The 939-nt window shown below is 74.0% G+C and carries 2 protein-coding genes; one reads left to right on the top strand and one right to left on the bottom strand.

From position 1 onward, the window contains the following. Nucleotides 1-58: 58 nt before the first annotated feature. Complete coding sequence (locus C1I99_RS31670) at nucleotides 59-508, bottom strand: metallopeptidase family protein (RefSeq protein ID WP_111137787.1); 450 nt, start codon at nucleotides 506-508, stop codon at nucleotides 59-61. Nucleotides 509-661: 153 nt separating this feature from the next. On the opposite strand from C1I99_RS31670, the gene C1I99_RS31665 reads away from it, so the two are divergent. Continuing rightward, the coding region (locus C1I99_RS31665) for a DUF3499 domain-containing protein (RefSeq protein ID WP_111137788.1) at nucleotides 662-939 on the top strand (278 nt) is incomplete at its 3' end.

The raw sequence follows: 939 nt of genomic DNA, 5'->3' as shown, positions 1-939 counted from the left end.
GTGGGGGCCGCCCGGCTCGGGCCGCGGCTCGGGCGGGTGGTCCGGCTGGGGAAGCGGCTCAGGCCAGTTCGTCGGGGTCGACCCCGAGCAGGTTCGCCACCTGCTCGATGATCACGTCGTGGACGAGATCGGCGAGGTCCTCGCGGTCCATCGCACGAAACTCCAGGGGACGGCGGTAGAGCACGATCCGGGGCGGCACCTCCTGCCGGCCCGGCCGGCCGGGGAGCAGCCGGGCCAGTGGCACTTCCCCGTCCTCCAGCACGTCGGAGTCGTAGACGTTCAGCTCCGGTGGGACGTCCTCGACCGCGAACTCGACGCCGGCCAGTTCCTTGGCGAACCGCCGCTCCAGGGTCTCGACGGTGTCCAGCACCAGGTCGTCGAAGATCTCGGCCTTGGTCCGCGCCAGCGGCACCGTCGCCGGCACCAGCCGCCCGCGCAGGCCGCGCCCGTGCCGGTCACGGTGGGCGCGCCGACCGGAGCCGGGGCGGCGGTGTTCCGGGCTCGTCATGAGGCACAGGGTAGCCCCCGCGCCGGCCTGGCCTGCGGCAGCGCCGCCACCGTGGCGCGGCGGGGTCAGTCCCGCCGAATTGTGATCACCACGACGGGCGTGTCGCAACGCGAAGCGGTGCGCCCGAGCCGGTAATGGAGATACCCTGCCGCCGTGAGGTCACCACGGCGCTGCTCCCGTAACGGCTGCCCCCGGCAAGCGGTCGCCACGTTGACCTATGTCTACAACGAGTCGACCGCCGTGGTGGGCCCGCTGGCCGCCTTCGCCGAGCCGCACACGTACGACCTCTGCGAGCCGCACGCCCGGAGTCTGACCGCGCCGCGTGGCTGGGACGTGGTCCGTCACGAGGGCGAGTTCGAGCCTCCGCCGCCCACCACCGACGACCTGGTCGCCCTCGCCGAGGCGGTCCGCGAGGCCGCCCGCCCGGTCGC

This window comes from Micromonospora deserti (assembly GCF_003236335.1).
Taxonomy (GTDB): Bacteria; Actinomycetota; Actinomycetes; order Mycobacteriales; family Micromonosporaceae; genus Micromonospora; species Micromonospora deserti.
This window is presented reverse-complemented; position numbering and strand designations above follow the sequence as displayed.

Coding starts and splice junctions, on each gene's coding strand:
- C1I99_RS31670 (WP_111137787.1), bottom strand. CDS start 508: ATGACGAGCCCGGAACACCGCCGCCCCGGCTCCGGTCGGCGCGCCCAC.